26 protein-coding genes and 1 pseudogene are annotated in these 25,868 nt (G+C 55.2%); 14 read left to right on the plus strand and 13 right to left on the minus strand.

Features of this window, described 5'->3' with window-relative positions:
* Positions 1–714: alpha/beta hydrolase family protein (locus tag MLC70_RS15335; protein ID WP_248185259.1), on the minus strand; the 714-nt coding region annotated here is incomplete at its 3' end.
* A gap of 154 nt (positions 715–868) precedes the next feature.
* Between MLC70_RS15335 and MLC70_RS15340 the strand changes: the two genes are divergently transcribed.
* On the plus strand, positions 869–1,483 hold the full coding sequence (locus MLC70_RS15340; RefSeq protein WP_248185260.1) for a TetR/AcrR family transcriptional regulator: 615 nt from the start codon (positions 869–871) through the stop codon (positions 1,481–1,483).
* A 207-nt stretch (positions 1,484–1,690) separates the two neighbouring features.
* Here the strand turns inward: MLC70_RS15340 and MLC70_RS15345 are convergent, their stop codons facing one another.
* Genes MLC70_RS15345 through MLC70_RS15355 form a run of 3 tightly spaced genes read right to left on the minus strand, consistent with a single transcriptional unit; the run spans position 1,691 to position 4,598 of the window.
* A complete protein-coding gene (locus tag MLC70_RS15345; protein WP_248185261.1) occupies positions 1,691–2,467 on the minus strand; it encodes a prolyl hydroxylase family protein in 777 nt (258 codons plus the stop codon).
* Positions 2,468–2,476: 9 nt separating this feature from the next.
* On the minus strand, positions 2,477–3,808 hold the full coding sequence (locus MLC70_RS15350) for an aldehyde dehydrogenase family protein (RefSeq protein WP_248185262.1): 1,332 nt from the start codon (positions 3,806–3,808) through the stop codon (positions 2,477–2,479).
* A gap of 7 nt (positions 3,809–3,815) precedes the next feature.
* On the minus strand, positions 3,816–4,598 hold the full coding sequence (locus MLC70_RS15355) for a CmcJ/NvfI family oxidoreductase (RefSeq protein WP_054490020.1): 783 nt from the start codon (positions 4,596–4,598) through the stop codon (positions 3,816–3,818).
* A 97-nt stretch (positions 4,599–4,695) separates the two neighbouring features.
* On the opposite strand from MLC70_RS15355, the gene MLC70_RS15360 reads away from it, so the two are divergent.
* Positions 4,696–5,586 (plus strand): LysR family transcriptional regulator, encoded by an 891-nt coding sequence (locus tag MLC70_RS15360; RefSeq protein WP_248185263.1) that lies wholly within the window; start codon positions 4,696–4,698, stop codon positions 5,584–5,586.
* Between the two features lie 379 nt (positions 5,587–5,965).
* Here MLC70_RS15360 and fghA read toward each other — a convergent pair whose 3' ends face one another.
* Complete coding sequence (fghA, locus tag MLC70_RS15365; RefSeq protein ID WP_282448493.1) at positions 5,966–6,805, minus strand: S-formylglutathione hydrolase; 840 nt, start codon at positions 6,803–6,805, stop codon at positions 5,966–5,968.
* A gap of 54 nt (positions 6,806–6,859) precedes the next feature.
* Positions 6,860–7,987, minus strand: a complete 1,128-nt coding sequence (locus MLC70_RS15370) for an S-(hydroxymethyl)glutathione dehydrogenase/class III alcohol dehydrogenase (RefSeq protein WP_008175541.1) — start codon at positions 7,985–7,987, stop codon at positions 6,860–6,862.
* A 198-nt stretch (positions 7,988–8,185) separates the two neighbouring features.
* Here MLC70_RS15370 and MLC70_RS15375 point away from each other — a divergent pair, with 198 nt between their 5' ends.
* Complete coding sequence (locus MLC70_RS15375) at positions 8,186–9,055, plus strand: LysR family transcriptional regulator (protein WP_123634556.1); 870 nt, start codon at positions 8,186–8,188, stop codon at positions 9,053–9,055.
* A 101-nt stretch (positions 9,056–9,156) separates the two neighbouring features.
* On the opposite strand, the gene MLC70_RS15380 is transcribed toward MLC70_RS15375, so the two are convergent.
* Complete coding sequence (locus tag MLC70_RS15380; RefSeq protein ID WP_008175539.1) at positions 9,157–10,170, minus strand: GlxA family transcriptional regulator; 1,014 nt, start codon at positions 10,168–10,170, stop codon at positions 9,157–9,159.
* A 63-nt stretch (positions 10,171–10,233) separates the two neighbouring features.
* Between MLC70_RS15380 and MLC70_RS15385 the strand changes: the two genes are divergently transcribed.
* Positions 10,234–10,536: a putative quinol monooxygenase gene (locus tag MLC70_RS15385; RefSeq protein ID WP_008175538.1), complete on the plus strand. Its 303-nt coding sequence runs from the start codon at positions 10,234–10,236 to the stop codon at positions 10,534–10,536.
* Positions 10,537–10,805: 269 nt separating this feature from the next.
* Here the strand turns inward: MLC70_RS15385 and MLC70_RS15390 are convergent.
* Positions 10,806–11,069, minus strand: a pseudogene (locus MLC70_RS15390) (IS3 family transposase); the annotation flags it as partial.
* Between the two features lie 45 nt (positions 11,070–11,114).
* Positions 11,115–12,068, minus strand: coding sequence for a GlxA family transcriptional regulator (locus MLC70_RS15395; protein ID WP_039882095.1), 954 nt, complete (start codon positions 12,066–12,068; stop codon positions 11,115–11,117).
* Between the two features lie 144 nt (positions 12,069–12,212).
* Here MLC70_RS15395 and MLC70_RS15400 point away from each other — a divergent pair, with 144 nt between their 5' ends.
* From MLC70_RS15400 to MLC70_RS15425, 7 genes are all read left to right on the plus strand, one after another.
* Positions 12,213–13,091 (plus strand): MBL fold metallo-hydrolase, encoded by an 879-nt coding sequence (locus MLC70_RS15400; protein WP_008175533.1) that lies wholly within the window; start codon positions 12,213–12,215, stop codon positions 13,089–13,091.
* A gap of 43 nt (positions 13,092–13,134) precedes the next feature.
* Positions 13,135–13,677 carry a cysteine hydrolase family protein gene (locus MLC70_RS15405; protein ID WP_248185264.1) on the plus strand — a complete coding sequence of 181 codons (543 nt, stop codon included), beginning with the start codon at positions 13,135–13,137 and terminating at the stop codon, positions 13,675–13,677.
* A gap of 124 nt (positions 13,678–13,801) precedes the next feature.
* Positions 13,802–14,128 (plus strand): GmrSD restriction endonuclease domain-containing protein, encoded by a 327-nt coding sequence (locus MLC70_RS18680; protein ID WP_345799560.1) that lies wholly within the window; start codon positions 13,802–13,804, stop codon positions 14,126–14,128.
* 16 nt (positions 14,129–14,144) lie between these two features.
* Positions 14,145–14,384, plus strand: a complete 240-nt coding sequence (locus tag MLC70_RS15410; protein ID WP_022990735.1) for an AbrB/MazE/SpoVT family DNA-binding domain-containing protein — start codon at positions 14,145–14,147, stop codon at positions 14,382–14,384.
* Entirely contained in the window at positions 14,384–14,761 is a 378-nt protein-coding gene (locus MLC70_RS15415) for an antitoxin Xre-like helix-turn-helix domain-containing protein (RefSeq protein WP_058091251.1), read from the plus strand. Before MLC70_RS15410 ends, MLC70_RS15415 begins: the two co-directional genes overlap by 1 nt.
* 92 nt (positions 14,762–14,853) lie before the next feature.
* Positions 14,854–15,651 carry a metallophosphoesterase family protein gene (locus MLC70_RS15420; protein WP_248185265.1) on the plus strand — a complete coding sequence of 266 codons (798 nt, stop codon included), beginning with the start codon at positions 14,854–14,856 and terminating at the stop codon, positions 15,649–15,651.
* Positions 15,652–15,678: 27 nt separating this feature from the next.
* The gene (locus MLC70_RS15425; protein WP_248185266.1) at positions 15,679–16,380 is read left to right on the plus strand and encodes a metallophosphoesterase; all 702 of its coding nucleotides are present in this window, start codon (positions 15,679–15,681) and stop codon (positions 16,378–16,380) included.
* Between the two features lie 39 nt (positions 16,381–16,419).
* On the opposite strand, the gene MLC70_RS15430 is transcribed toward MLC70_RS15425, so the two are convergent.
* The 4 genes from MLC70_RS15430 to MLC70_RS15445 form a co-directional block, all read right to left on the minus strand.
* On the minus strand, positions 16,420–16,890 hold the full coding sequence (locus tag MLC70_RS15430; protein WP_082780611.1) for a nucleotidyltransferase domain-containing protein: 471 nt from the start codon (positions 16,888–16,890) through the stop codon (positions 16,420–16,422).
* Between the two features lie 4 nt (positions 16,891–16,894).
* Positions 16,895–17,134 (minus strand): hypothetical protein, encoded by a 240-nt coding sequence (locus MLC70_RS15435; RefSeq protein WP_058091254.1) that lies wholly within the window; start codon positions 17,132–17,134, stop codon positions 16,895–16,897.
* A gap of 28 nt (positions 17,135–17,162) precedes the next feature.
* Positions 17,163–17,795: a metallophosphatase domain-containing protein gene (locus tag MLC70_RS15440; protein ID WP_248185267.1), complete on the minus strand. Its 633-nt coding sequence runs from the start codon at positions 17,793–17,795 to the stop codon at positions 17,163–17,165.
* Positions 17,796–17,915: 120 nt separating this feature from the next.
* Positions 17,916–18,386 carry a 3'-5' exonuclease gene (locus MLC70_RS15445; protein ID WP_248185268.1) on the minus strand — a complete coding sequence of 157 codons (471 nt, stop codon included), beginning with the start codon at positions 18,384–18,386 and terminating at the stop codon, positions 17,916–17,918.
* A 538-nt stretch (positions 18,387–18,924) separates the two neighbouring features.
* On the opposite strand from MLC70_RS15445, the gene MLC70_RS15450 reads away from it, so the two are divergent.
* From MLC70_RS15450 to MLC70_RS15460, 3 genes are read left to right on the plus strand one after another with little or no spacing between them, the layout of a single operon-like run.
* Positions 18,925–20,172, plus strand: a complete 1,248-nt coding sequence (locus MLC70_RS15450) for a hypothetical protein (RefSeq protein ID WP_248185269.1) — start codon at positions 18,925–18,927, stop codon at positions 20,170–20,172.
* Positions 20,172–22,529, plus strand: a complete 2,358-nt coding sequence (locus MLC70_RS15455) for a hypothetical protein (protein WP_248185270.1) — start codon at positions 20,172–20,174, stop codon at positions 22,527–22,529. Before MLC70_RS15450 ends, MLC70_RS15455 begins: the two co-directional genes overlap by 1 nt.
* Positions 22,522–25,866 (plus strand): hypothetical protein, encoded by a 3,345-nt coding sequence (locus tag MLC70_RS15460; RefSeq protein ID WP_248185271.1) that lies wholly within the window; start codon positions 22,522–22,524, stop codon positions 25,864–25,866. Before MLC70_RS15455 ends, MLC70_RS15460 begins: the two co-directional genes overlap by 8 nt.
* Positions 25,867–25,868 lie beyond the last annotated feature (2 nt).

Here is a 25,868-nt window from a genome sequence, read left to right on the forward strand (position 1 = left end):
CAGAAAGTCTTCCACGTTTGCAGGCACGGCAATGTGGTCATCTGTTGCGGTTAGCGACAGAACGGGGGCTTTTATATCCGCATAGTGATGCTGCCTTATTTCCTCTCCAAAACTGTTCTCTACGTACCCTGGCGAACGGCACCACTGTCGCCATTGCCTCGCGACACCGGCGGGAAGATTCTCACCGAAACCGATGATTTTGGTCTGCCAGTATCCTTTGACTGCAACGGAGAGCGGTTGCCAACCGTGGAACAGTAGTTTGGCGGCCAGCTTTGTTTTGAGTTTCAGGTTATCGAAATGGCCTGACGATGCTGCAATCAGAACGTAGCTGTCTATTTGAGCGAAGTTGGGCATTAAACCGATCAACTGCGCACCGGCGCTATGGCCAACAAGGCTTACCGGCAGGCCTGGTGCAAGAGCGACGAGTTTTTCTAGCGCTGCCGGCAGGTCCAGCGTACCCCAGTCGACCAGGTCGCTAGAGATCTCTGCTAGAGGAATACCGTTGCGAGAATCCCCAATGCCTCTATTGGAAAACGTCAGCACGGCGAAGCCTTGCTCGCTCAGCCAGGTAGCAAAACTGAAATAGACCTGATGTCGAAACCCGGTGGCAGGGGCGATGAGAACGGCACCGCGAGGAACGTCTGTTGCTGGTCTGAAAAAATGTCCGGTGAGCCGATAGCCGTCGTCACAGGTTATTATGGTTTTTTCCATCATTTACCCAATTAGTAAGCCGCTGTTGCCAAAACAATTCGGCAGTTGTGAAATAAAAGAACAATATTCTGTAAAAGAAGATTATTCTGTTTTTGCCGAAGCTGTCAAACGGTAGAATGAAGGTCACGGCTAGTTCAAACAGGCTAATATCGATTTGATGAACCAATTCCATATTTTAGAAAAACGGTTTCCGGGCCGCAGGGCTGCGCTGAAAAGGGACATCCTGGAACAGGCGCTCTATTGTTTTATTGAGCTTGGGGTGGAGGCCACCACGATCGAAGCTATCAAAGCCCGCTGCGAAACGAGTGTAGGGGCGATCTATCACCACTTTGGCAACAAGGAGGGTATTTTAAGCGCACTCTTTTTTGCAGCTCAGGATGATCAGCGACAACATCTGGACCGGGAGTTAGCCAACACCAAAAGCCTTCACGAGGCTGTGTATTCAGTTATCGGTAGTTATCTCGACTGGGTTGTCGCCAATCCCGAATGGGCAAGGTTCCTGTATCAGGCGCGATCAGCAGTCGCCAAAGGGCCGTTTCAGGAGGAGCTGAAAGATCGGAATGCGAAAGGCTTTCGGGAACTCAAAGCAAAGTTGCTTGGCTTCGGTAACGAAAGTAACAGCATTGTTCAGCCGTTCGAGATCGTAATCTCTCTGATCGTCGGCCCGTCGGAAAATTACTGCAAAGCCTGGCTGGCTGGCCGAGTACAGACTTCGCCTCGGGATTATCGGGAAGAATTCGCGGAATCCGCATGGCGATCGCTTCAGAGGTGATCCAGCTGAAAATATTTGCCTCGCGTTGTTCCTGGATCATATTCCGCCACAATGGGTGATCACGCATAGCCATAACGAATTGTTTTTCTGGATACGTACAATTTGGAAGCCTGCGCTAAACTTTCGCAGACATCCATGTGTTGGCCACTGCGTGATTCCGATGTTTGACTGGCATCTCGCATTCTTTGGTGACCACCACGCCCGCGGCTAGCGTTCAAACAGCAGGTCGGTACGGATGATGTATTTAGTGCCCGAAGTGATCTCCGTTGAACTGTGCAAGCAGTGCAGGGGGTGATGGCCGTGGGGAAAGCACAGAACGCCGCCCGCCGGCGTTCGTACATCGATATCGTGTACGTTGTCGCTTCGCCTTGCCGGTTTGGTAGGGTCGTCTGCATCGACGAGAAAGCGGGTTTCACCACCCTCGAAGTCGTCGCTGAGCAAAATCAGGAACGTCATCTGGCTGAACCGGTCCGGGAAGGCATCCGCAATCAGTCGGTCGTCAGCAACTCTGGAGCCGGGCCAGGCACCGTCGATGTGAAACTTGAAGAAATCTCCTTCACGGTAACGATAAAAACGGAAGCGCCGATTGATGCCCAGAGGCTGCTTGTTGCCGAAGAGGTCCAGGTTGTCGGCCACGGCATCGCGCACCCGCTGCCAGATCAGGCGATCGGTCACTTCATCCACAACCCAGGTCACGTTGTCGTTGTGGCGAACTTCACGAGGTAGTGAGACCGCCGCGTCTTTCAGGTAACCCAGGTTTTCGGTCAGTTCGATGAGGCGGTCACACTCCTCGCGACTAAAGACATTGAGCAGCTGATAGGCACCGGGCACTTCCGGAATTTCCCGCCGTGACACCGCCGAGGCCTCACGGCTCTCGTCCAGTTCCGCTGGATTCGGCACGCTATTTGCCCAAGTCGGTAGCGACGGGTTTTCTGCGCCCGGCTCACGGGCAACGACAAAAAACGAATCCTGATGCTGTTTCATAGTCACCTCTTAAAAGTTCATGACCCGTACTTGAGCGAATTGGCGATGGCCTGCGGCCGAGCCATGAAAGCCAAAGCCACTCTGTTTGGCGCCAACCCAGGGGCTGCCGCCGGCCCCGCCATTGACTGACACCATGCCGGCCTCCAGCTGGTCAGCTACGGCTGCGGCGCCCCGGCCGCCAAAGACCACCGCTCCCAGGCCGTAGATGGAGTCGTTGGCACGGGCGATGGCGTCTTCGATGGCATCAAATTCAGCCATGGCAACGACCGGTCCAAAGGTCTCTTCGCGCTCAAGGAGCATGTCGGGGGTCATGCCATCGACAACCGTGGGTTGAATAAATGGCGCTGGGTAGTCGGCCTTGCCGAGCAGAAAGCGTGCGCCTTTTGTCTCCGCATCCTTGAGATGTCCCAGCACAAGCTGATGCTGGGTAGTGTTGGCGATCGGGCCTATGTTGACGCCCTGTTGATCCCATGGGCCGACCTGGTAAGCCGATGCAGCCGCTACCACCTGGCGTTTGAATTCCTCGGCAACGGTACGGTCGACATACACTCGCTCGGTTGACGTGCACATTTGCCCGGCATTCTCGAACGAGCTGGCAACGGCAAATCGCGCAGCAGCCGACAGATTGGCGTCTTTCATGACAATCAGGGGATCATTACCACCGAGTTCCATGACCAGGCGTTTAACGCCTTCGGCAGCGTCCGCCATGATGCTGCGACCGGTGGCCATCGACCCGGTAAAGGCGATCATATTGATGTCAGATTTCACCAGCGCCTGACCGACGTCTCCGTGGCCGTGGGCAATTTGAATCAGATGCTCGGGCAGATGGTGCTGTAGTGCGCGAACGAACAGATCTGCAACCAGCGGCGTGTGTTCTGAGGGTTTCAGAATGACGCTGTTGCCCGCCATCAGGGCAGGGAGCAGCAAGTTGTTGGCCATGGCCAGTGGATAGTTCCAGGGTGAAATGACGGCAACAACCCCAAGCGGCCGATACTGGATACGGCTGCGGCCTTCGCCTTGTTCGGTTTGCAGGGCAGCGGCGGCCTCCTCAATGAAATAGGGGGCATTCGTTACAGTACCGGCGACTTCATAGGTTGCGCGTCGTGCATCCTTTCCCATTTCCAGGCTGATCAGTCGGGCGAGTTGATTCTGGGCAGACGCCAGCGCATGGTAAGCATCCCTCAGGCGGGTTGCACGCTCTTCTAGCGATAACCGGCCCCAGTTCGCCTGCGCGATCCGACTCCGGCCCACAATGTCTGCCAGCTCGGACCGGGAGGTGATTGGCACCTGTCCGACCGGCTCCTGATTCAACGGATTCAATGACACAAGAAATTCGCTCATGGCTTCCTCAACTAAAGGCGATGACTCGCACTTCCAGGCTGTTTCTGTTGCGGGCGTTGTCCGGTGTGTTCACGGGGTCGGCCGCGGTATGTGGGGTGCCAAATATGCCCTCGGGGTAACGTGAATCGAAGACTTTCAGCAGCAGGGCCTCGCCGGGTTCCATGTCTGACAGGTAGTACCAGCGATGATCCGGGTTGTAGGAGATCCCGGCTATCTCACCGATGCGATCGGGGTACACCAGTTTGATGCGATGAAAGTCATCCGCAGCCACGGTGTTGATGTCCAGAACAGCCAATGGGGATTCCTCGACTCGGTGGCCAACAGGCATCCACAGGTTCACCAACCGGTAAGGGCGGTCGCGAAGCTCTGGTCGTTGCTCGGTCTCTTCCAACATGCGGTGGAGCGCAGACTTCTCGGTGTAGTCGTTGTGAACAGTCTTCACTGGCGCCCGGTTATGGATGGTTTGGTCCTGACGACTGGTTGACCGATAAGTGTGATCAAAGATCAGCACTTCGCTGGCCTTGAGTCGGTCACGGAGGTACTCGATAACCTGCGGATACAAATGTTCGCGAATGGCGTCGTCATTCTGGTAGTCGTCAAAATCAAAGGCGACCCGGACCGCCTCGAAGCCCTGGTCGTCCAGGTTGAAGTCGTTGGCCTGGTTGCGAATGTCTGTGACGTCAATGTGTCGGGTGTCGACGGATTGAGTGAGCTCGGAGGCACCTGGACCCTTGTATCGCTGGTCGTACTCCAGGTCGCCAACGGGCTGGACGTAGTTGATGCTGAACATGGCTCCTCCTCGCGGGTAGGGTTGCTGGATTCTTGGTTTGCCAGCTTAGGGAGTAGCCGATAGGATTTGAAACAAGGATTTGATGTAAGAGGTACAAGTGAACGCTTTAAACCGGGTAGACCTTAAACAGTTACGAACGCTTCAGTACCTACTTCGCGAAGGCAACCTGTCCCGTGTGGCGGATCAACTCGGGGTGACCCAGCAGGCGGTCAGTGACCAGCTGAAAAAGCTCCGCGCCACCTTCAATGATCGCCTGTTTATCCGCAGCGGCAATGGCGTTACTCCGACGGCGTATGCCCGAACGTTGGGGCCGAAGCTGGATCTCATCCTGAATGCCGTTGGCGAGTTGCTGGAGCAGGATGAGTTCAATCCCGCAACAACGACGCGGACCATTACCATCAGCTCCACCGATCTGGAGCAGAAAACCATCCTGCCTTTTCTGATGCAGCGCCTGAGAAGGGAAGCGCCGGGTCTGAGGCTGGCGGTGAAAAAACTTGAGCTGGATGAGATGGCAAATGACCTGCTTGATGGCACCGTGGATCTGGTGTTGACCAATCCGAAGTTTGCGCCACCGAGTTATCCGTCGTTAACCCTGTATTCGGAGCGCTATGTCTGTGTGGCAGGGAAGGCCAATGAGGCAGTTCGCAGCACTATGTCGGTTGCCGAGATCGCTGACATGCCCCAGGTAGTGGTGTCGCCTTCGCGGGGAGACTTTACCGGTGCCGTCCATCGCTGGTTTGAAGACCAGGGGCACCCACGGCAAGCCATGCTCTCGGTACCAACTTTCACAGCGGCCAAAGCAACGATTTCTGAGACTGACCTTGTCGGCTTCATCCCGTCGCGATTGCTGCCCGACGACTCGTTGCGGCCGATTGAGCTGAATGCCGAGATCCCCGGATTCGACGTGATCGCCGTGTGGCACCAGCGCTCATCGCAGGACCCTCTGAATATTTGGATTAGGGCTTTACTGGTTCAGGTTTCACGCTGATCTGGAGTAGCGCGATCTCCTGAACTCGAAGTCCGAGCTTGAAGCTGATCTAAATCAGCGCCGTATTCTTTTCCGGGTAACGATACTCTTTAGTCTCACCCAAGAGGTGGGCGAACTGTTCGGGCGTGAGCACGCGCGCCTGGGCGGTCTTGCTCATCGGGAAAGCTCCTACTAAGCCACTCGGATGCGAGGAGAGTAAAGGTAAAATCCGTAATAATATTATTTAAACTGATATTAAACTGCGCATAATGTATATTCAGAGGTCTGTTTTTAAAGGGGTTTTCGGGTCACACCCTGTGCGAAATATCGATCCCAAAAGTCGACAGTAGCTCTCGTTTATGGCGGTAGTAGGTTTCGCGGGACATGAGGTGTAAATTTATCAGCCGATTAGATACTTCGCATGGAAGCGAAGATGCTCCTCAATAAAACTGGCGATGAAGTAGTAGCTGTGGTCGTACCCTTCATGCCGGTTCAGTTCCAGCGGATAGCCACTTTGTTTGGCAGCGGCTTCCAGCATTTCCGGCTTCAACTGCTCGGTCAGGAAGTTGTCCGCTTCGCCTTGGTCCACCAACGCCGGCACAAACTTGCTCGCCTTTTGCATCAGCAAGCTGGCGTCGTACTCGGCCCAGCTGGCGGTGTCTTTACCGAGGTAAGCGCCAAAGGCCTTCTTACCCCACGGGCAATTGACCGGGTTACTGATCGGGCTGAACGCCGAGACGGACTGGAAACGCTCCGGGTTGCGCAGTGCCAGCACCAACGCACCATGCCCGCCCATCGAGTGGCCAGAGATGGAACGCTGATCGCTCACCGGGAACATATCTTCAATCAGTGCCGGTAATTCGTTGAGCACGTAATCGTACATCCGGTAATGCTTGCTCCAGGGTTCCTGAGTCGCATTTACATAGAACCCGGCGCCCTTACCCAAGTCGTAGCCTTCATCATCGGCGACATCGTCCCCGCGGGGGCTGGTGTCCGGGGCAATAATGGCGACGCCCAGTTCGGCAGCCATGCGATGGGCACCGGCTTTTTGCATGAAGTTTTCATCGGTGCAGGTCAACCCGGACAACCAATACAGCGCTGGCACCTTTTTGCCATTGGAGGCCTGCGGCGGCAGGTAGATAGCAAACCGCATCGAACAGTTCAGCGTCTCGGAGTGATGACTGTACTGCTTGTGCCAACCACCAAAACTTTTATTACTGCTCAGATTTTCAATAGTCATTGCAACCTCTCAACAAAACGGTCGCCCGCCTGACTGGCGGGCGACCAGATTTCATTACTTGTCGTAGTGAATAACGGTACGGATGCTCTTGCCTTCGTGCATCAGATCAAACGCCTTGTTGATATCTTCCAGCCCCATGGTGTGGGTGATGAAATCGTTCAACTTGAATTCACCTTGCATGTACCGCTCAACGATGCCCGGCAGCTCGGAACGGCCCTTCACGCCACCAAAGGCAGAGCCTTTCCAGACCCGACCGGTCACCAGCTGGAACGGACGCGTGGAAATTTCCTGGCCGGCGCCCGCAACACCGATAACCACCGACTCACCCCAGCCTTTGTGGCAGCATTCCAGTGCTGAACGCATTACATCTACGTTGCCGATGCACTCGAAGGAATAATCCACACCGCCGTCGGTCAGTTCTACGATCACTTCCTGAATCGGCTTGTCGTAATCTTTCGGGTTGATGCAGTCGGTCGCGCCCAACTGGCGGGCCAGCTCAAATTTGCTCTCGTTGATGTCGATAGCAATGATGCGGCTGGCTTTAGCCATGGTGGCACCAATCACCGCCGACAGGCCGATGCCGCCCATACCGAAGATGGCCACGGTAGCGCCCTCTTCTACTTTGGCGGTGTTCATCACCGCACCCATGCCGGTGGTTACGCCACAACCGAGCAAGCACACTTCTTCCAATGGCGCTTCTTTGTTCACTTTTGCCAGAGAAATCTCGGGCAGTACGGTGTACTCGGAGAAGGTTGAGCAACCCATGTAGTGATAGATCGGCTCGCCGTTTAACGAGAAACGAGTGGTGCCGTCTGGCATCAGGCCCTTGCCCTGGGTTTCACGAATCTTCCCGCACAGGTTGGTTTTACCAGAGGTGCAGAATTTACATTCGCCGCACTCAGGGGTGTACAGCGGAATAACGTGGTCACCCACTTTCAGGCTTGTAACGCCTTCGCCTACCGACTCAACAATACCGCCGCCTTCGTGGCCGAGAATGGTCGGGAAAATGCCTTCGGGATCTTCGCCAGACAAGGTAAACGCATCGGTATGACACACACCGCTAGCGATCACCCGGATACGTACTTCGCCAGCTTGAGGCGGCATCACATCCACTTCTTCAATGGACAGAGGTTGTTTCGGGCCCCAGGCGATAGCGGCTTTAGATTTGATGGTCTGAGTCATGTTGTGTGCTCCAGATTTTGTCGGGCTTCGGCAGGTTCTTCTGCCATGTTGATGGGATCATTGTATTATTGTTCTTAAGATAGATAATCGGCCAGTTAAGCAAATCACCTTTACTGTATAGTAACAATGAATCGTATTTTGTTTGCTGGCGGCATTTTGTATCTAAGCTCACCCAAGTCGTAACGCAAGGAACTGAACATGTTTATTTGGGAAGGGGTCAGTGAGTTTGTGGCGGTCGCGGAAGCCGAAAGTTTTACCGCTGCGGCGAAACGATTGGGCATTTCCACAGCTCAGGTGAGCCGGCAGGTCAGCGCACTGGAATCCCGGCTTTCGACCAAACTGCTGTATCGCACCACCCGCAAGGTTTCGGTGACGGAAGCCGGCCAAACCTACTACCAGTATTGCCGCCAGGTACTCGATGGTCTGGAAGAGGCCGAGCGGGCCATGACCAACCTGCAACTTATCCCCAAGGGAAAATTACGGCTGACCGCACCGGTGACCTATGGCGAGAAGGTGATCGCCCCCTTGGTGAACGATTTCATCCTGCGCTACCCGGAGTTGGAGGTGCAGCTGAATCTGACCAACCAGAAGCTGGATCTGGTCGGTGGCGGTTACGATTTGGCGATTCGGCTGGGAAAACTGGAAGATTCATCCATGATGGCCAAGCGGTTGTCGTCACGAACCTTATACGTGTGCGCCTCGCCGGAATACTTATCCACCTATGGTGTGCCGCATTCGCTTTCGGAACTGGACCGGCACAATTGTTTGCAAGGCAATCTGGATTACTGGCGCTTTCAGGACCGAGGTAAGCCCTACAACGTTCGCGTTAAAGGCAACATGAAGTGCGACAGCGGTTGGGCGTTGCTGGACGCGGCCCTGAAAGGCATCGGGATCGTGCAACTTCCCGATTATTACGTTCAGCCGTCATTGGCCTGTGGAAAACTTATGAACTTGCTGGAACATTATCAAGAAGCCGACGATGGAATCTGGGCGATTTATCCACATAACCGGCATTTATCCCCAAAAGTGCGGATGCTGCTGGATTTCCTGGACGAATCGTTAAGTTAAATTCTGTGGGGCAGTAGTTTTGTCAGTTTGTCCAAATGCGCCGTTTGGCCTGCGTCAGTTTCGCGGCGGTCTCCAGCCGTACATATACCAAACGCCTCTGGTCATCCGCCGCGTCGCAACTCCCTGACACCCCGACCCAGCTTGCGGCGCAACAGGGCCCGCAGGGTCACCCCATCCGAGTACCCGACCTGTGCGGCGACTTGGTCGACGCTCGCGTTTCCGGTGCGCAAGAGATGGACGGCATGCTCCACGCGCAGGTCCTGGAAATACGACAACGGTGTCTTGCCCAAAACGCTTTGCAGCCGCCGCGCCAAGGTGCGCTCGCTTGTGCCCGCGGCGCTGGCCGCCTCGGCCAGCGAGAACCCCTTCGCGAGCTGACTTCTGGCCCAGCACTCGAAGCGCTCCACCATCGGGTCGGCATGCGCAAGGTGGTCGGGAATCACGAACTCGGCTTGCGAACTGCGTGTCTCGACCAGCAGATAGCGTGCCACCAGGACAGCCAGCGCCGGACTGCGCTCCCGGATGATGCGCAAGGCCAGGTCGACGTGGGCCAAAGCGGCACCCGCGGTGGTGAAGCGTGTCGAGTTCACGATCATGCGTGACTCGTCCAGCGTGACGTTCGGATAGCGCTGCCGAAACATCGGCCCCAGCCACCATGACGTCGTCGCACGATGCCCATCAAGCAGGCCGCTCTCTGCAAGCAAGAAGCTACCGGAGCAGGCGGCACCAAGGTGCGCGCCAGCGGTGGACCACTGCTGTAGCGCGGCGACCGCATCGGGCACGTCGGGGCGTGTGAGCCGAGCCGAGAGCGTGTCAGGCATCTTGTCACCAAACGCGGGCACGAGCACGACGTCTGGTTCCGGCACACCACGCGCAGGGACCACGGGGACCGTCAAGCCTTGCGCAGTTCGGATGCGACGCCGCACGCCCACCAGCGTGAGCTCTATGTGCGCGGGAGCTTGTGGCAGCGAGCCTGCCATCGCATTGGCCAAGCCCACTGTGTCAGTGAGCGCCGCAAGCCCCAGATCAAACACGCCATTACAAACAAGGATGTGGAGTTTCATGGCAAGAATGATATCAAAGTTGTCATTATTGTCTATAGAGATGGCTGTCATGACGACTTAGACTTCAGGCTCGTTGATCCATTCACCTAACCCATTTACCCAAAGGATTACAGTATGACCAAGCTCGCCCTGTTTGTTCGCCTCGAAGCCAAACCCGGCCAGGAGGCTGCGCTTGCCGACTTCCTGGCCAGCGCACTGCCGCTCGCCAACGCCGAGTCCGGCACCACTGCCTGGTTCGCATTGAAGTTTGGCCCTTCGACGTTCGGTGTGTTCGATGCCTTTGCCGATGAGGCAGGTCGCCAAGCACATCTGAACGGCCAGATCGCCGAGGCCTTGATGGCCAACGCCGAGACCTTGCTCAGTTCTCCGCCCAATATCGAGAAGGTCGAACTGCTTGCAGCTAAACTGCCTGCATGACAACCCGGCCTTGACTCAATCAGGTCACGCTGCGTAGGGCCACACGGCCCTACGCAGCCCCCCTCGATTGCCGGGGGGATGTTCGGCGACAATTAGGATGACCAGTTGGCGACAATTCTCTTGGCAGCCAGCCTTCTGATTTTAACAAGGTCGATAATACTGATGCCTGTAGTTGCCCCAACTAAACTGAGCACCATCTTGCCAGTTCAGCCCGGTATTCCCCGGTGGCATTTCAGACTCTTGTGCGGGTGGCTGCGATTATAGTCTCAGATCCATTTCGGCAATCTGGCCATCACAGTGGCTGGATCAGGAAGGTCGTACAGGTATACATCGCCCCGCTTAAACGTCTTCACAAAAGCCTCCGCCATGCCGTTACTATGAGGGCTTCGCGCGGGTGTGATATACACCACAAAACCCAGAGCGGATGCGAAGACTCGCGTTTCTTTGGCAATGTAGCAGTTGCCATTATCCGTCAGCCATTCCAGAGATTGTGGCACCCACTTCGACTAGCCGAACCGGTATTTCGGGCTTTCCCGCATTACTCCTGTTACCTGCCCGCTGAACTGGTGGCTGGATTATCAGGCCACATCTCCAAAGGTCCTGCGCCAGTCACGAGGGCTTACGTGGTGACGTTGCTTGAAATGCTGCCGGAATGACGTTGCTGTGTGGAAGCCGATTCTTTCCGAGATGGCTTCCACAGACAGCGATGTGGTCTCCAGCAGTTCCCGTCCTCGCCGAAGTCGTTCACTCACCAACCACTCCACTACCGTCATGCCGGTGGCTCTCTGGAAATGGCGGGTGAAGGTGCGCCGGCTCATGGCGGTGCGGGCGGCCAGTTCATCGATTGTGTGTGTTTCGGCCAGATGTTCCCGCAGATAGTCAAGTAGTCGGTTGATATGCGCATCCTGAGTGGAAATCGCGACCGGCTGCTCAATGAACTGAGCCTGGCCACCTTCCCGGTGCGGCGGAACAACCATCAGGCGGGCAAGGGTATTGGCGGTCCTGGCACCGTAATACTCCCGCACCAGAAACAGGCAGCAATCCAGCCCCGCCGCTGTGCCAGCGGACGTGACCAGCCGGTCATCCTTCACATAGAGGGCGTTGGTATCCAGATTCACCTGTGGAAACCTATTGAGGAAGTCCTGTTCTGCCAGCCAGTGGGTCGAGGCTCTCTTGTTATCCAGCAAACCCGCATAGGCCAGCGCATAGGTGCCGTAGCAAAGGCCTACCACATGTGCGCCCCGTTCATGGCAGCGGGTGAGAGCCTCCGCCAATTGCGGCGGTGGGGCTTCGCTCAGATCGTGCCAGCCGGGTACTACCGCAATATCAACCGCATCCAATAATTCCAGCCCGCCATCTGGCTGAACGGTCATGGCCCGTTCGGATGTGAGGGGCTTGCCGTCTGGGGTGATAATCAGCAACTCGAACAAGGGGCCGTCGGGCAAGGCAATACTGAATACCATGTAAGGAACAGAGAAATGGAAGGGGCTGAATTGTGGGTGAAGGATAAGCCCGACTTTCGGTAGCGCCACGGTGTCACTCCTGTGGTTCATTTAACCCGATGATAACTGCTTGGCCCGATTCTTTCGATCATTGTCTTTCAGGTCAATATTGGTGGTGATCACATCTCCGTAGACTTACTCCATCAACGAACACCCTGTTGGAGGATAAATACCATGTTGATCAAAACTTTCGCTGGCGCCCTGATGCTTGCTTCGACTGTTTTTACTGGCGCTGCTTTCGCCGAATCGTATACCCGGGAGCCCAGCCACCAGATACAGCAAATCCGCAATGCCACCATCAAGGTTACATACGGAGAGACCACCTTTCTGATTGATCCTATGCTGGCCGAACAAGGAGCTTACCCGGGCTTTCCGGACACTTACCGCAGTGAGCTGCGTAATCCTTTGGTGGGCTTGCCCATGGCCGCTGAGGATGTGATTGAGGGTACCGATGCGGTGATCGTTACCCATACCCACCTGGACCACTGGGACGATGCCGCCCAGAAGCTGTTGCCGAAGAACATTCCCCTGTTTGTGCAGAACGGGGCGGATGCCGAGCTGATCCGCTCACAAGGCTTCAAGGATGTGCGTATTCTGGATGGCGAGGCTGAATTCGGCGGCGTGATACTCCATAAAACCGGCGGCCAACACGGCTCCAATACCCTTTATGCCATTCCCGAGCTGGCCAAGGCGCTCGGTGAAATCATGGGTGTGGTTTTTGAAGCCGAGGGGCAGGAAACCACTTACGTGGTAGGCGATACCGTGTGGCGTGATGAAGTGGTTCAGTCATTGGAGCGCTTTCAGCCGGACGTTGTTGTGTTGAATGCCGGGGCGGCGGAACTGACAGGCTTTGAGGGCGACTCGATCATCATGGGCAAAGAAGATACCCTGCGAGTGCACCGAGCTTTACCAGATGCGGACATTGTCGCCGTGCACATGGATGCGGTGAACCATATGACCCTGAGCCGTGAAGAGCTGGCAGAGTTCGTGGAGAACGAGGGGATTGATGAGCGGGTATTGATCCCGGCGGATGGTGAGATTCTTTCTTTCTGACCAGAACACCCCTGAAACAAATGATCCAATGAGGAACAGTCAAATGAGCAAGCGAGCCGTTATTCTTGTCGATATCCAGAATGAGTACTTTGCCTCCGGCAAACTGCCTCTGGTGAACATTGAACAGGCAGCCGCCAAGGCTGCCCAGGTGATAGATACAGCGCGTCAGAACAAAGACCTGCTGGTGCATGTTCACCATGAGTTTCCGGACCCGGATGCGTCTGTATTCACCCCGGGTACAAACGGCATCAACATCCACGAATCCGTGGCACCAAAAGGTGATGAGCCGGTGATTCTGAAGAATTATCCCAACTCATTCCTGAAAACCAACCTGAAAGAGCTGCTGGATGCCAGCGACATTGAGGAAGTGGTTGTGATCGGTGCCATGAGTCACATGTGCATCGAAGCCACCAGCCGAGCCGCTTCAGATTTTGGCTACAAGGTCACTGTGCTGGAAGATGCTTGCGCCACGATGGACCTGGAGTTCAACGGCGTGAAGGTGCCGGCGGCACAGGTTCATGCCACGGCTATGGCGGCTCTTGGGTTTGCCTATGCGAGTGTCCAGTCCACCCGGGATTACCTGTGAGGATCTTGCTCTTCGTATCTGTCGGGTGGTTGCTCCCGTAAACTGAAGCCGACCGGCCAGAAACATTTCAGCCGGTCGTTTCAGTGGTATCGTTCGGCCCGGATCTATTGCTGGACGGCCTCATATGTTGCGTGCAGATTCCAAAAATCTGAACGTTCGCTTTGCGACCATACCGTGTACCAAAAGCTTGTTCCTTGAGGGCACAAAACATGTTGTGCCGCTGGCCTGGGTTTGGGATCGCGGAGCCAGAGAATGGCTTGGCCAGAAGCGCCGGTCCATAGCCAATGATCCGGTTAATCTTTTGCCGGTCAAGGCGAGCCTGAGCAAGGGAGCCAAAGGCCCCGACGAATGGCTGCCCCCACTGGGCGAGTGCGGCTATGTAGCTCGCTTCGTTCGGGTGGTAAAGTCATACTATCTGCAGCCCACTGCCCCGGAGTTGGCCTGCTTGTGATTGCGGAGAGTGTGCCATGAAGACCAAACGCCCAACCGAAAAAGAACTCCTGGACGGCCTAGATGCCCACACCGCCCATGCTGACGAGCTGGCCGAGCCGCTCCCTCAGGAGCTTACACCTCTGGAACGCCTAAAGGGGACAGTCAAAGGCTACGAGCGACCAACCGATCCGGTTTGGGACGAGTGGTTCGACTCTGAAGGCGTCAGTGACGACTTTGTGGAAGATCGAGAGCAGCCCAAGGATGGACGAACATAATGGCCCTCGATGACGAAAAAACTAGAGGGCATGTGGCTCTCAAAGGCTTTTTTGGTATCTGTCGCGAATGGGACTGCACCCAGATAGAGATGATGCAGTTGCTCGGCGGTGTGTCCCGGAGCACGCTGGCCAAGTATGAGACGTTGCCACACGTAACGCTCTCGCAGGATACCCTGGAGCGCATCAGCTACATCCTGGGCATCTACGAATCCCTGAGGATCATGTATCCAACGGCCGAACGCGCCAATCGTCGGGTTCGACTGGAAACCAGTGAGCCTCCCTTCCTTGGAGCGTCAGCCCTAGACTTTATGGCGCAAGGCTCCATGAAGCACCTCATGGAAACTCGACGCTACTTTGATGCAAAGCGGGCGGGGTAACCAGCCCCCGTCGACCAAGATTTTGGGCGGTCAGTTTGGTCACTTTTTTGTTTGAGTGGTAGGAAATACGGAGCCAGTTCGAGAGGCTTTCCATGCTAAGGATCACCCGGATCGACCTGAACCCCTTTTTCACCTTGCCGCACCGCACCAGCGGCTCTGCCGGTGTGCCTCTGCATAATCGCCTGCCGTTTTATCGAGCCTATGCCACCGGCCTTCCGAGTCATGTGAAGAGTCTTGTGCTGACCTCTGATCTCCAGGGGCGAGAAGCCGGCAGTCAGAATCGGCTGCTCGGCGTACCTGTGGCTGAGGCACTTTCGGCATTGTCTCGGGAAGGTGTCATTCCGGCTCCCGACGCGGTGTTTCTTTGCGGCGACCTGTACGACTATCCCGACTGCCACAAAAGGGGCGGTACTGGAACGGTAGATGAGGTGTTCCAGGCGTTTTCTGAGGTCACGCCCGAAGTTGTCGGCGTCCTGGGGAACCACGACCAGATGGATCATCCCGAAGCGCTTCCAGATAACACCACCCTTCTGGATGGCGGGGTGGTTAGGGTTTTGGGCAACCTGAACGTCGGTGGCGTCAGCGGTATCGTGGGCAATCCGAATCGCAATCAACGGCGAACCGAGGACGATTTTCTGGCCGCACTGGAGTCGGTGACCGATCAAGCCCCGGATATCCTGCTACTCCATCAAGGCCCAACCGACCCGGAACGGGCGGATCGTCGGGGTGATCCCGGTGTCGCATTGTCACTTGAAACCGGCTTTCAAGGGCTCACCGTGTTCGGCCATACTCGGTGGGGCTGGCCCTGGCTTATTTCACTCGGTGAGGGTCAGGCTTTGAATGTCGATGGGCGGGTCGTGGTGGTTCTGCCGGAGGTAGACGGTGAGTGAACGACTAGGCGCGGGAGTGACGATTCGATGAGCATCCGACTGACTCCACACCGCTTTTTTGCGGCCAATCCAGTCGGGGTGGATTGGGTTTGTGGTGACCTGCACGGGCAGTTCGACGCTCTGCAAGCCGCGTTATTGGATGCTGGCTTCAACAAAGCGGCTGATCGTCTGTTTCTACTGGGAGACACCATTGATCGTGGCCCAGAATCCCGGGCTCTCCTGGAGTGGGTTCTGGACACCGACTGGGTATACAGCGTGATAGGTAACCATGAGCTGATGTTTATCGCCGGCGCTGAGGATAACCGCAACCGATACAAGCACCGGGGGATGGGCGGTGGCTGGGCTGCGACTCTGGATGAAACCTCTTACAAAAATTTGGCAACCCAGTGTCGCTACCAGTTGCCGCTCACCATGACGCTGGAGTGCGAGAGCGGACAGCTCGGGCTGGTACATGCTCAAAGCCCCTTCGATGATTGGCGAACCGTTCAGGACACACCCTTCTCCGAGCGTTTTGCCATTGAATGCACCTGGCCCTGGAACCGGGCCCAAGGAAAAAATCAAACCATTTCGGGTATCACGGCCGTGGTGTCAGGCCACATCGGGACTGCTGAGATCATTCAGCGCGGGAACCAGATCTGGATTGATGTTCTGGCGAGAACCGGTCAGGTGCCGTTGATGCCGGCTCATCGTGTGCTGGAAAGAGTGGCGCAAGTACAGCGAGGTGGTTAATTTTTACGACAGTATCAGTATGCGAGGTTTGCGGCGCAGTTATCCGGCACGCCAAAGCACAATGCCGTCCCTGACAATGTTTTCGAGTAGTTCTGGGTTGGAGTAGCCCTGCGGGTTGGCCCATTCACGCTCCCAGACCGGCAAGGCCTGAATCAACACGCCGGTATCCAAAAGCACTTCAAACGCCAGGCCCGCCATCTCCAGCTTGGTGTCCACAAAATCCCCAGGCTGTCCGGCCAAAACAACGGCTACATCGGCATCGCTTTCGTCGTGATAATCACCACGGGCCCGGCTACCAAACAGGATCAGCTGAACTGCATCGAACCGGCCAGCCAGTTTTTCGCCAAAAACCAGCACCGCCTCCCGAATATCCACTTGGTCACCCATAACGACCTGTTCCAAGCCAACCGGCGCAGCCTGATCCCACTCTCGGAGCGTCTCTGGCATGGGCGCGTCTGGGTCACACTGTGCCACCAGGTCACTCAAGCTGTACGATTTCTTATCCTTCATGGCCTTACCTTCGATGGCCTCTACGTCCCCGGATCACCGCGGCTTGCAGCACTCCGGATTCTGGATTGGAGAATCTGTCTAGCGCCTGGTATTCGCCATCCCACTCCTGAGCATGCCGGTAGCGAACAACTTCTTCGGGGGTGAGCTCGACAATTTCATCAAATCCGGTTTCGTAGCCCTCGACCAGCACTGGCGTCTCCGGCGGGGACTTTTGTAGTTGCGTTATCAGCTCTTCTGCGGTCATTTCGACTCCCCGGTCAAATTTGACCGCTTCAAACTTCTATCACAATCGGCGCGTTCCGTGGCTCATACCGAGCGGTGCAGGTGCTGGCATTGATCAACGTCGTTTGCCCCTTCTGGTACTCCCCATAGCCTTCGTGGATATGGCCAAAAATGTGCGCTTTGAGTGAGAGTTGCTGGATTCGGTCAAGCAAGTCAATGCAGCCAACATTCTGGCATTTGAATCCGAGGTTTGCCTCATCACCAATGCCTTTCGGTGGTCCGTGGGTGATCAGCACATCGGTATTGTCCGGAATGAGCTGCCATTTCTGGTGTAGCGGCTCACCGCGCTCCAGCATAAACGCCCAATCCATAAAGGTGGGCGTCCAGGGTGAACCCCAAAACCGAACGCCCTCGATCTCGACACCACTGTCTTCCAGGTAAATGGCATTCGTCAGTGCCTGCCGTGCCAATTCTGGGCTTTCCTGGAATGCCCAGTCGTGGTTGCCGGCAATCACAATCTTATGCCGGTGCGGCAGCGTTCCGAGCCACTCGTTGAGGTCTTCAATATTTTCCAGCGTGCCCTGGCCCAGACTGTCACCGGCATGGATCAGCACGTCGCCATCGGGAATATCCGGAATTCGACGGTGTAGGCTATGGGTATCTGAAATACAGATTAATTTCATACCGTCCTCTCCGGTGATGTCAGTAACTCGGACTCTAATGACCATTTCATAAACGGCAGCAACCGGACAATGTTCCGAGCATCATCCACGCCCCGATGGTGGCTGCCCTCAAAGGCGAGATTATGAAAAGCCAAAGCGCTGGCCAGACCGTTCTTTCTCTTCTGGCCGGTAGTGCGTCGCCAAATTCGTTTCAGGTTCAGGTGAGGGCGAGCCAGAATAGCTGGCTGCGCCCCGTCCAGCAGGCAGATGCAAGCGATCATAGTTACCCCAACTGCACCAGATGAAATCGTCCGGCAGATCACCCAGCCAGTCATCCATCGCCGCAATCGCCTCGGGGAAAGTGGGTGCGGCATCTACCATTGATTGAGTGATTCCGGTTAGCTCGGAGCAGAAGCTGCTCAGCTCAGGATTCCGGATTGGCCTGACCAAAAACGAGCGGGCATCCAGCAGGCTTCCTTTCCGAGTGGCGAGGGCACACCCGACTTCAATGATCTCCATGTTGTTGACACTCTGAGCATCACCTGCGGGTGTAGTCTGGTCTTCCCAACAGGTCGCCTCAAGGTCCACAACAAGGATCGTTTCGTCACGCATTTTTCTCGCCCGGGTACTCGGCTTGGTATCTTAAAAGCGGATATTCCGCTCACCTATAGACTCACTTTTCTTGATTCGTAGGTCTAGTTTACCGGAGTTAATAGCGCCTGAGGGCGACACCTCACAAACGATGATTTCTTGGTTTCCTCGTTAAATTTGCCGCACGGGAGAGCTCGCCTTGCGGTCAATTCTCCTGTGATTTTCGATAGTCGAGCCGGAAAACACACATTCTTGTACGTATTTACCGAAACGGCCTCAGCTCATACTCGTGTTCGTATCAGCGTAACGGTGAAATTTACGCTCCAAGCAAAAAATCTTATAAATTAGCAGGTTGTACAAAAAACAACCCCACAAAAAATGGTCGCGCTATGATCAATGGTAGGCTTAACGCCTCCTAACTTTATGAAAAGGCTCGTTTTTTTGACAGGCTGCGTGCTTGCGCACTTTCTGAGGCAGTGATACTCCTAAAAAACGAATGATCGAGGGGCAACGGTCGGGAATGCCCCTGATGTCGATTGCATTCACTTAGGAGCAGAACGTGACCGGAACCAAGCGAACCCTAAAATTTTTACGCGTTGCGCAACTCAAAATTGAAAGGCTAGATACTGAGGTTGAGGATGTGATCCTAGGCTCCTATTCGGGGCTACGGAGGCCCGAACTCCTCACTGAGGACGCCCTTCTAGCGGTCGCGAATCACTATCCCGTTTCGGTTTGCAAGACCAGGAATGGCGATTACCGTGTCGTCGGAAACGCGCACGTAGCTGTGCTCCTGAAAGAATTCGCTCCAGATAAGAAGGTTCAGGTTCTCGTATGGAAGCACCGAGAAGCTGAAAACCAGCAGGTTTCGCGGTTACTGGCAGCGTTGCTTTTCGGGTTGGGCTCGCAAAATGCTTTTCTTCGACTCTGGGCCAATCTTTCCGATGAAGAGCGCCGTTGGATCTCGCCTGCTCTCAACACTCGAGTTGGGCTGGAAGAGTTCGCCGGCATCAGCCGCAAGATGAAAATCCAGGCTGAGGAACCGGTTCTCGTTCCCGGACTTGCACGGCATTTACTTCCGCCGGATGAAGGTGATAAGTCTGAAATTGATCATGATGAAACACTGAGCGAAGCAATTCACACTGATCTGGTGGGAAAAACTTCTGACAGTGTGGCTAGAACGTCAGGGACTGATATCAAACTCGTCATTCTGGACCCCCGCACCCGCTCAATTTTTGAATACCTACTAGCCTCTGGCTCTGAACAGCCAGGCCTCCATAGCTCGTCGTCATCAGTCCCTGATTACCTGAGCGATGCCCTACGCCAGGTAGAACTGTTGGGACAGGATAACGATGGCACTGTGCAACCCGATGATGTAGCTGGGGATGCCCCGGCATCAAAAGTCCTCGATGCGGTCACACCCCATTTCACGAATCTGTGGCAACAGGCGGCAGAAGAAAGCGCGTCGGGGTTACGTATGCAGCTCTGCGCGATGCTCACTGCCTCTTGTATCGAGTGGCTGAACGAGCTCCATAGCGACAGTCTCTTCAAACAGTTTTCCAATCCGAAGAACCTCTGGGCCGCTATTTCGGCTCTGTCACTAGACACCATCGGGCAGTTAGCGCCGTTCTCGCCCAACGCTGAAAGTCTGCTCCACAAAGTTCAGGACACATCTCAAAAGTGTGACGACGGTAACCCTGAAAGTAAGGCCCAGCTTCGGCACCTCAAGATTCTGGCGAAATACCTCAAAGGCTATTTAACGGCGAGGTCTCAACTTCGCCTCCCCCTCAACGACGCGGAGGTCGCGTGATGGCATTGAAATTTAACTCAGGAAACCCCGAGGCGCTTCTTAATGAGATCGTGCAACCTCGACCCGATTGGTTTGCGATGGACCTCATCGCAAACTTGTTGCCACGCCTGGTAAGCGCATTTGACCAAATTTCGCAGCCGATCGACGGTGCAGATGCCTTCCTGGAATGGTTGGAGTCTGGCGCCGTAGAAACAAAATACGAGGAACTTGCCCCTGACCGTCAGGGAATTCGGGGGCTTGTTGGTGAGTATCCCCAGCATGCGGGGTTGCGTACCCTCGCGGAAAGTGAGCAGTGCTCGGAGAGACGACTTCAGGTTGTAGCATACGTCATCAACACCGCGAGTGCCTGGCGACAGGAGTTGGTGCCTTCTGAAGAGCCGTTCTTCGAAAAACGGGTTGTCGGCGCTTGGCGTGCCCTGAGGCTCTTATCGGAATCGGCTTTGGCAAAGGTGCCGAAGTGCGTGGACGATGTAGAGCGCTTTGAGCAGCACTTTGCCCGAGTCAATGAGCACTTGGATCAACGGCAGTTTGACGAGCACGACAGACGTTACCTCGATGAACTGCAACGATTTTTCAAATTTTATCTGGGTGAAGGACGGTTTATTACTTACCAGTCTGACAAACAAAAAACAGAACACAGGGAAATAAAAAGAACCGGTGATTGGCAGCCTTTGTCCGCCGATGTCGACTCGGAGGTAGAGGGTGGCCGGGAGCGTTCGGTTCATATCACTTTGCCTCAGGACTCGGAGCGAGCGCGTAAGGAGCACCACGCCGCCGGCAATGCGCCCGAGGAATTGATGAGTGAGAGCGTTCTGATCTCAGAGCGTGGAGCCGCCCTGAGTACCGAACGTGGTGAAACTCCCTCCACTGGACTCAGAAAACTGCAACCGAAGCGGGCAGCCTACCGACGTTCGAACAGTTTTCTGCCAGGTCGCTGGGAAAGCCTGAATGAATATGAGCGGGGACTGGTCCTGAGAGCCCTGTTTGAGAACAGGCTGGGTTCTGAAAATACGCGCCTACATGTCCTGCTGGTTCTCCTCACTGGTCGTCCTCTGGAATCTATCTCGAGGACACTGGTCGTCCAGAACCGCTCTCAATTACCGAAAACGTTTACCGACCCCGAGAGAATTTACCTCATCAGAGATGATCAGGCCTGGGCCAGCGCCGTTCCGGAGCCTCCCGAGCGCCGAAAACTGGAGGCTGAATGGGCTCTCCACATGGAGAGCACGGAAAACCAGTTTATCGCTCCGATTCCGGATGCTTACTGGCAGATTCTCGGGCCCCGGGTGGATTCTGCTGCAAAGCGAGTGCGAAAGAAGTCTGGGACTCTCTTTCCTAAAAAACTTTCAACCGAATCTGTGGCAGAAGAAATTTCGATCGAGATCAAAAAGCTCAATAAAACGACCGGTTCGAGGATTACCCTGAAACGAATTCAGACCTGCGTGTTTGAAGGATTGATTCATCAAACCACGGATACGGTGGATGCGAGCCTGGTGACCGGGCGCAAGCTACCCACCGGGCAATCGGCAAACCTCTACTACCACACCCGGGCGGTTGAGACGTTGGCGGCGGATTATGTCGATGTCGTGAATACCTGGCTGGTGAACCTGGGGCTTTCGTCGCCGTCGATGGCTCCCGCCAACCTCGATTTCGGTTTGCCGAGAGTGGGTTCTCCATTTTGCGTGCGTCTGGAGGTCATGCGAGACGTCGTAAGCCGGTTGCGGGCACAGATTGCCGAATACCGTAAAACGGCCTACTCCAGGGCCAACATCCGAAGATTTCATAATCTGTTTACAGCGTACGCCATCCTGCAGGTTATGTGGTCGACCGGTTTTCGGGCCGTCCGCGATCCGATCGCCCATCCATACGAGTTCAACGAGCGCCGGGGATTCGTAATTATTGCTGACAAAGTGGATGACAATCTCGGCCACTCTCGTCTGGTTTACCTGCCGGAGGTCGTTATCGATCAGCTTCGCCGCTATGAGACGCACCGGCAGCACATGAAGCTGCGCCTGAATGAGGTAGGTGTCGAAGCTCCCATTGCAACCTTCTTCGTCTTTCTCGATGCGAAACTCCAGTCAGAGTTCGCGACCCCAAAACGATTGGCGGATGAAATTCAATGGACGTTTCCGTGGCCCCTGAACGTCAGCCGGCACACCCTGAGAGGCTTCCTGCGTGACCAGGGGGTTCCAGGTTATCTGGTCGACGTCTTCATGGGGCACTGGGGCGTGGGGACTGAGCCTCTCGCCAAGTTCTCATCGCTTGACCTTTTCGAGCTGAAAAACCGGATTGTGCCGGCAACAGCGGCGTTGTTGGATGAGTTGGGGTTCGGGGTGGAGGCAGGTCTCGATGCGTGATGATAAAGCAGTGTTTGAGCCATTAAATAAACCGATTGATGCGTTGAAGAAGAGGCTTTCAGCGGCAAACCAAGGACCCTCAGTGGGCTCCGAGTACCGGGCCAATAATCGAAACGCCGAGAAACTCGGCCACCTGGAGGCGGTCCGGGATTATCTGCGAGAGCACCACCCGGAGCTGGCAAGCGGCCAGCGAGGATTGACGATGACAGCCGAAGAGGTTGCCCAGCTGGTCGACAAGACCTGTCAAACCGTTGAAGGTCGTGCGGTCAAAGACAGGCAGCATTATCTCGTGAAGCTGCTGGATGAAGGGGTGAAAGCCCGGAATTGGCAGCTGCCTGTCCCGATGCCTGTGCAGAGCGTCCAGATGTTTTCCTCGTTCACCACCCCTGACATGGGAGCCCGATTGGCCGACTACGACTGTATAAATGATGCGTTCCTGGCCAGCCTGGAGAGTACTGCCCCTGAGCTGCAAGCTGACGAGGCCATGGAGAGGGATGCCGGTGAGTTACTGTACAGCCTGGTTTTTCATAGCGGCGTTACCGCGCGCCGCTGGTTCAACCGGCTGAGTGAGGCGATCCGGCAGGGTGCCGGTAGCGCCGGTGATTACACATGGCTGGAATTGGAGTCGACCTCCCTTGGCGGGCGTACCCGTCCCTCAACCGACACCTGCCGTAGGGTCATTCTGGCGCCTATCACCGAGCTGCTGCTTCGACGCTGGTACCTGCGCTGGGGCAGCAATTGGCCAGAGGTAAATGAGGTAAAAGGTAGGGCGTCTCCGGATGAGGAGCTGCTGAAACGCTTTGTTGGTAGGCTTATTGAGACACACCGGATTACCTTGAACCGGCCGTTGAATGTTTTTGCGGTTGCCGAGGCAAACCTTGTCTTGGTCGCGCCAGGCTTCCTGGTTCATTACGCACGAACACCTGACTTGGGCGCTTCTTTGCCATTGTCTAACTGGATGCGATTGTTGACCGGTGAGACGTTGGTCCAACCTGCACCGCAAGAATCTCAGGTCGAACGTGAGAACGAGATGGTCGGCTCTCCGGCTCTCATCATTCCTGAATTCCCTTTGATCGACCAAAAACCATTTTTCAAACGTCTAATGAAACAGTTGAGGTTCGTGGAATCTCAAGCATTCAGCATCCACGGGGCCAGAGACCCTATAGGAAAGGAGCGTCGCCGGATGGATGTATTGGCAACGAAAGCGGGAGCGTTCAAGACGCTCAACAAGATTGCAGAAGAGAAGGGGTGCTCTATTCTGGTGCAGTTGATGTGTCACTATATTCGAGCGCTTCTGAGAACCGACGAGAGCGTGTCACCGGCCTTGCAACAAACGATTCGCAATCTTCAACACCTGGAACTTTTGTTGCCCTATGCGACCGACATTCCGAACCCTGAAAGCCTGGACTCGGATGAGTGGCAATCGATCTATGATACCGTGGTGAGCGGCTTTCCAGGTAACGGCGGAGCTCTCAGGCAGACATTGTCCGAGTGGCATGAGTTTCTTCACCGATATTACGGAATGCCTCGTATCCCAATGGAAGAGGGCTCAGGCTATGGCGTCGACGCGGCAATACTGACGCCTCTGGAGTATCACCGGGCAAAGAGCTTTTTGATGGCTCGTACCGACGATGAGCTGGCGGGGATACAGTTGGCACTTCTGATTATGGGGTTCCGTTGTGGGCTTCGGCGAACCGAGTGTTGGGCCCGACAATACGGAGATTTCCATGGACTCGGGGATCCTACCGTCAACAATCCCGAGTTGCTCGTACGTCCCACTAAAATTGCCGGCGTAAAGTCGGACGCGGCAATTCGCCGACTTCCGTTACGCTTGCTTTTAACCGGAGATGAATTGGAGTGGTTGACCGGGTTTGTGAATGGGCGCAAGTTGCGCCGTGCCAACGATGAGGCGCGTGACGCCATGTTCGAAGATCCAGTCAGCGGAACTTTTCGAGTCAAGGAAAAACGGGCATTTGATGGGCTGACGGCCCTGCTCAGGTCCGTGTCAGGTAATGAAAATATACGTTTTCATCATCTGAGACACAGTTTTGCATCGCTGACCTTGCTGCGATTGCTGGAGCGCAAACCTTTTGACCTCTTGCCTGAACCTTGGGTTCGGTCAAGTGACGTAGAACTCATGCCAGCCGTGCACGGCTCAGGCAACACCGTAAATGCTGGAGTCGCTAGTGCCTGGCGGCCGCTTTCTCAGTTGGCTCAGTGGATGGGCCATTCGAGTGAAAGGGTGACTCTAAAGAGCTACAGTCACTTGTTGGATCTCGCACTTCGCAAGTATTTGCTGCGGGATGACCGGTCTTACACCATTGCACAGCAGCAAACGCTTTTGGACAAAACATCAGGTGCACTTGAACGATTCCGCCACCGTTCACAGCTGACGGATCGGGTGACACCTGCCATAACATTGGCTACTGTGGCTCGAATACCTGCGAACGGCCTTATGTCGCTTCCGAAAATCAGCGATAAAAAGAAGGAATTGCCATCCGTTGTTAACCGGGTGGCCGAAGATATAAACCCGCTGCTGCCGTATCGGATCTCTTGCCAGGTTTTCATTCGGACGCAGTCGCCGTTCCATGAGTCCCTAGCTGTGGCAATGGAGAAAACGGCAGCCCAGTTGGATCTGGATTTGCCAATCGTGCAGCAGTGGTATGAGCGTTCGGCGTTGCTGATGAACAGTTCTACTGGCATGACCGGAACTCCCTCACCGACTCGAAAGCTTGGCATACGTTCGAGCTTTTCTTTGAGACCGAAATTAGAGCTAGCTAACACAGAGTTGCATAAGGCCTTTACGCTGATCTTTCGCGCACCGGAATTGCCGACTTACATCAGTCCTCCCCAATCGAAATCAGCGTTTCAGGAGTGTATGCAGTTCTTCAAATGGATGTCTGACTGGATGGCCGAAGATCCGGAGTCTGGACGACGAGCGCTTATTGCAGCAGCCGAGAGCGTGCAGCGGAGTAAGGCCCCGCTCCGGCCCCTGGGAAAGTCAAGGCAGATCGCTTTTATGGCTTTGATGAGGAAGTTTCGCCTTGGAGCACGGGCTACTGTCTCGCTGACGGTCAAAGAAGAGAACAGAAAAGCAGCTTTAAAGTTCTGGGCGCAGAGTCTGGGTGTTGCGCAAAATTCCATCGTTATCCGATTGGCTGAGGACATAAGAATCCCGGAAAACGGTAATGTTAGCTTGGATTGGAAAGTAAACCATAAGCTTGGTACGCATTTCTGGCATGCCATTCGTTTTGTGGTGTTCACTGGGTGTGTGCTTTATGACGCAGTACCAGAGAGTTTTCGAGATGGAACCTTTGATGCGGACATGTTGCGATGATT

Source organism: Marinobacter goseongensis (assembly GCF_023156235.1).
In the GTDB taxonomy this organism is placed as follows: Bacteria; Pseudomonadota; Gammaproteobacteria; order Pseudomonadales; family Oleiphilaceae; genus Marinobacter; species Marinobacter goseongensis.

Excerpts from the sequence above, each read along its gene's own strand:
- MLC70_RS15340 (WP_248185260.1), top strand. The coding sequence starts at position 869 with ATGAACCAATTCCATATTTTAGAAAAACGGTTTCCGGGCCGCAGGGCT.
- MLC70_RS15345 (WP_248185261.1), bottom strand. The coding sequence starts at position 2,467 with ATGAAACAGCATCAGGATTCGTTTTTTGTCGTTGCCCGTGAGCCGGGC.
- MLC70_RS15350 (WP_248185262.1), bottom strand. The coding sequence starts at position 3,808 with ATGAGCGAATTTCTTGTGTCATTGAATCCGTTGAATCAGGAGCCGGTC.
- MLC70_RS15355 (WP_054490020.1), bottom strand. The coding sequence starts at position 4,598 with ATGTTCAGCATCAACTACGTCCAGCCCGTTGGCGACCTGGAGTACGAC.
- fghA (WP_282448493.1), bottom strand. The coding sequence starts at position 6,805 with ATGACTATTGAAAATCTGAGCAGTAATAAAAGTTTTGGTGGTTGGCAC.
- MLC70_RS15370 (WP_008175541.1), bottom strand. The coding sequence starts at position 7,987 with ATGACTCAGACCATCAAATCTAAAGCCGCTATCGCCTGGGGCCCGAAA.
- MLC70_RS15375 (WP_123634556.1), top strand. The coding sequence starts at position 8,186 with ATGTTTATTTGGGAAGGGGTCAGTGAGTTTGTGGCGGTCGCGGAAGCC.
- MLC70_RS15380 (WP_008175539.1), bottom strand. The coding sequence starts at position 10,170 with ATGACAGCCATCTCTATAGACAATAATGACAACTTTGATATCATTCTT.
- MLC70_RS15385 (WP_008175538.1), top strand. The coding sequence starts at position 10,234 with ATGACCAAGCTCGCCCTGTTTGTTCGCCTCGAAGCCAAACCCGGCCAG.
- MLC70_RS15400 (WP_008175533.1), top strand. The coding sequence starts at position 12,213 with ATGTTGATCAAAACTTTCGCTGGCGCCCTGATGCTTGCTTCGACTGTT.
- MLC70_RS15405 (WP_248185264.1), top strand. The coding sequence starts at position 13,135 with ATGAGCAAGCGAGCCGTTATTCTTGTCGATATCCAGAATGAGTACTTT.
- MLC70_RS18680 (WP_345799560.1), top strand. The coding sequence starts at position 13,802 with ATGTTGCGTGCAGATTCCAAAAATCTGAACGTTCGCTTTGCGACCATA.
- MLC70_RS15410 (WP_022990735.1), top strand. The coding sequence starts at position 14,145 with ATGAAGACCAAACGCCCAACCGAAAAAGAACTCCTGGACGGCCTAGAT.
- MLC70_RS15415 (WP_058091251.1), top strand. The coding sequence starts at position 14,384 with ATGGCCCTCGATGACGAAAAAACTAGAGGGCATGTGGCTCTCAAAGGC.
- MLC70_RS15420 (WP_248185265.1), top strand. The coding sequence starts at position 14,854 with ATGCTAAGGATCACCCGGATCGACCTGAACCCCTTTTTCACCTTGCCG.
- MLC70_RS15425 (WP_248185266.1), top strand. The coding sequence starts at position 15,679 with ATGAGCATCCGACTGACTCCACACCGCTTTTTTGCGGCCAATCCAGTC.
- MLC70_RS15430 (WP_082780611.1), bottom strand. The coding sequence starts at position 16,890 with ATGAAGGATAAGAAATCGTACAGCTTGAGTGACCTGGTGGCACAGTGT.
- MLC70_RS15435 (WP_058091254.1), bottom strand. The coding sequence starts at position 17,134 with ATGACCGCAGAAGAGCTGATAACGCAACTACAAAAGTCCCCGCCGGAG.
- MLC70_RS15440 (WP_248185267.1), bottom strand. The coding sequence starts at position 17,795 with ATGAAATTAATCTGTATTTCAGATACCCATAGCCTACACCGTCGAATT.
- MLC70_RS15445 (WP_248185268.1), bottom strand. The coding sequence starts at position 18,386 with ATGCGTGACGAAACGATCCTTGTTGTGGACCTTGAGGCGACCTGTTGG.
- MLC70_RS15455 (WP_248185270.1), top strand. The coding sequence starts at position 20,172 with ATGGCATTGAAATTTAACTCAGGAAACCCCGAGGCGCTTCTTAATGAG.
- MLC70_RS15460 (WP_248185271.1), top strand. The coding sequence starts at position 22,522 with ATGCGTGATGATAAAGCAGTGTTTGAGCCATTAAATAAACCGATTGAT.